Below are 3,177 nucleotides of genomic sequence, written 5' to 3' on the forward strand. Positions count from 1 at the left end.
AACAGAACACATTTTACTCGGACTTGTACGTGAAGGAGACGGAATCGCTGCGAAAGCCTTAACAGCACTCGGTCTCAGTTCAGATAAAATTCAGATGGAAGTCGAAGCATTGATCGGTCGCGGACAAGATGGTGCAACGACGATTCACTATACACCACGTGCGAAAAAAGTCATCGAGTTATCAATGGATGAGGCACGTAAACTCGGTCACTCTTACGTCGGAACAGAACACCTCTTGCTCGGATTGATCCGAGAAGGAGAGGGCGTTGCTGCTCGTGTCTTAAATAACTTAGGCATCAGTCTTTCAAAAGCCCGTCAGCAAGTACTCCAGTTGCTCGGGAACAGTGAAACAACAGCAAACGCGTCGCAAGCAGGTTCAGGTGTCGCAACACCAACGCTTGATGGTCTTGCTCGTGATTTGACACAACAAGCGCGTGAAACACGTCTTGATCCAGTTATCGGTCGTGCGAAAGAAATTCAACGCGTCATCGAAGTCTTGAGCCGCCGGACGAAGAATAACCCAGTCTTGATCGGGGAACCAGGGGTCGGTAAAACGGCTGTCGTCGAAGGTCTCGCTCAACAAATCATCAACAATGAAGTACCGGAGACGTTACGCAATAAACGCGTCATGGTACTCGACATGGGAACACTCGTTGCCGGTACGAAATACCGTGGTGAATTCGAAGATCGTTTGAAAAAGGTCATGGATGAGATTCGTCAAGCGGGGAACATCATTCTCTTCATCGATGAGTTGCATACATTGATTGGAGCGGGTGGAGCAGAAGGTGCGATCGATGCATCGAACATCCTTAAACCATCGCTCGCACGAGGTGAACTCCAGTGTATCGGAGCAACGACTCTTGATGAGTACCGGAAATACATCGAAAAAGATGCGGCACTCGAACGTCGTTTCCAACCGATTCAAGTCGCAGAGCCAACAACGGATGAAGCGACACAAATCCTATTTGGTCTTCGCGATCGTTATGAAGCACACCACCGTGTGACGATCACAGACGAAGCGATTCAAGAAGCCGTCACATTGTCGGATCGATACATTTCGGATCGTTTCCTTCCGGATAAAGCGATCGATTTGATCGATGAAGCGGCATCGAAAGTTCGGTTGCGTTCATACACAGCACCACCGAACTTAAAAGAAGTCGAAGCGAAACTCGAAGGTATCCGTAAGGACAAGGACGAAGCTGTCCAAAGCCAAGAGTTCGAAAAAGCAGCAAGCCTCCGTGACACGGAACAAAAATTACGCGATGAGCTTGAGCGTTTGAAAGAGGAATGGCAGAATAAACAAGGCAACGAAAAACTTGAAGTCACAAAAGATGACATCGCACAAGTCGTTGCCAACTGGACAGGTGTACCGGTCACGAAGATCGCGGAAGAAGAGACGGATCGTCTCCTTCGCCTCGAAGAAATCCTTCACGATCGTGTCATCGGTCAAAACGAAGCCGTTAAATCGATTTCAAAAGCCATTCGTCGGGCACGTGCTGGACTGAAAGATCCAAAACGTCCGATCGGTTCGTTCATCTTCCTCGGTCCTACTGGGGTTGGTAAAACAGAACTCGCCCGTGCGGTTGCCGAAGCGATGTTCGGAGATGAGGATGCAATCATCCGGATCGACATGTCAGAGTACATGGAGAAACATGCAACGAGCCGTCTCGTCGGTTCACCTCCAGGATATGTCGGTTACGAAGAAGGCGGTCAATTGACTGAAAAAGTTCGCCGGAAACCGTACTCGGTCATCTTACTTGATGAAATCGAGAAGGCGCACCCGGAAGTCTTCAACATTCTCTTGCAAGTACTTGATGATGGACGCTTAACAGACTCGAAAGGTCGGACGGTTGATTTCCGTAACACGATCATCGTCATGACGTCGAACGTCGGTGCAAGTGCCCTTAAACGTAATAAATATGTCGGCTTCGCTGTTTCTGAAGATACAGATCGCGAATACAAAGACATGAAAGATAAAGTCATGGAAGAACTCAAACGGGCGTTCCGTCCAGAGTTCTTGAACCGGATCGATGAAACGATCGTCTTCCATTCACTCGAGAAACAGCACATCGAAGAGATCGTGAAGTTGATGGCGAAAACCCTTGAAAAACGTTTGGCTGAACAGGAAATTCATTTCGAATTGACACCAGCTGCCCTCTCGAAGATCGCCGATATCGGGTACGATCCAGAGTACGGCGCACGTCCAATCCGTCGTGCCCTTCAACGGGAAGCGGAAGACCGGTTGTCAGAAGCATTGCTCGCAGGTGATATCCAAAAAGGAGAGCATGTTGCGCTTGATGTCGAAGAGAACGAATTCATCGTTCGCCGGAATCACGTGAGTTCTGCCGCAACGGAATAAGCACTGAGCACAGGGCCAGCTTTCGCACTTTCTGAGCGAAGCTGGTCTTTTTTTGAAACAGAAAGGATGAATCGATTGGCTAAGTTAAAAACAAAATTCGTTTGCCAAAGCTGTGGAACTGAATCACCGAAATGGATGGGACGTTGTTCTGGATGCGGAGAATGGAACACGATGGTCGAAGAAGTCGTCGAAGAAAAAAAAGGACGGCGCGGTGCCGCTTTTGTTCATACGACGACAAAACAATTAAAGCCTGAACGCCTCGCGAATATCGTCTCGCAAGAAGAGAGTCGTGTCTTTACCGGAAGTGGTGAATTCGACCGTGTCCTCGGAGGCGGCATCGTTCCAGGTTCGATGGTGCTTGTTGGAGGAGACCCGGGGATCGGGAAGTCGACGATCTTACTGCAGACGAGTGCACGGCTTGCCCAACGTGGTGAAAAAGTGCTCTACATCTCAGGGGAAGAATCGCTTAAACAAACCAAATTGCGCGCGGAACGGCTTGGATTGCCGACACAGGATTTGTTCGTCCTCAGTGAAACGGACATGAACATGATTGAACGTGTCGTTGATGAAGAACAGCCACGGTTTTTAATCATCGACTCGATTCAAACTGTCTACATTGATGACATCCAGTCCGCACCCGGGAGTGTGACACAGGTACGTGAATGTACGGCGATGCTGATGAAAATTGCAAAGAGTCGTGGTATTGCGATCTTCATCGTTGGTCACGTTACAAAACAGGGTTCGATTGCTGGACCACGTTTACTTGAGCACATGGTGGATGCTGTCTTGTATTTCGAAGGCGAACGTCACCATACGTT

2 protein-coding genes are annotated in these 3,177 nt (G+C 48.9%); both read left to right on the forward strand.

All coding sequences use genetic code 11. From position 1 onward, the window contains the following. Positions 1 to 2,359: ATP-dependent Clp protease ATP-binding subunit (locus tag B3S86_RS15095; RefSeq protein WP_290754257.1), on the forward strand; the 2,359-nt coding region annotated here is incomplete at its 5' end. Positions 2,360 to 2,434: 75 nt separating this feature from the next. Beyond that, positions 2,435 to 3,177 (forward strand): DNA repair protein RadA (locus B3S86_RS15100; RefSeq protein ID WP_290754259.1); only part of this gene is annotated, 743 nt, incomplete at its 3' end.

Source organism: Exiguobacterium sp. UBA3968 (assembly GCF_002385115.1).
In the GTDB taxonomy this organism is placed as follows: domain Bacteria; phylum Bacillota; class Bacilli; order Exiguobacteriales; family Exiguobacteriaceae; genus Exiguobacterium_A.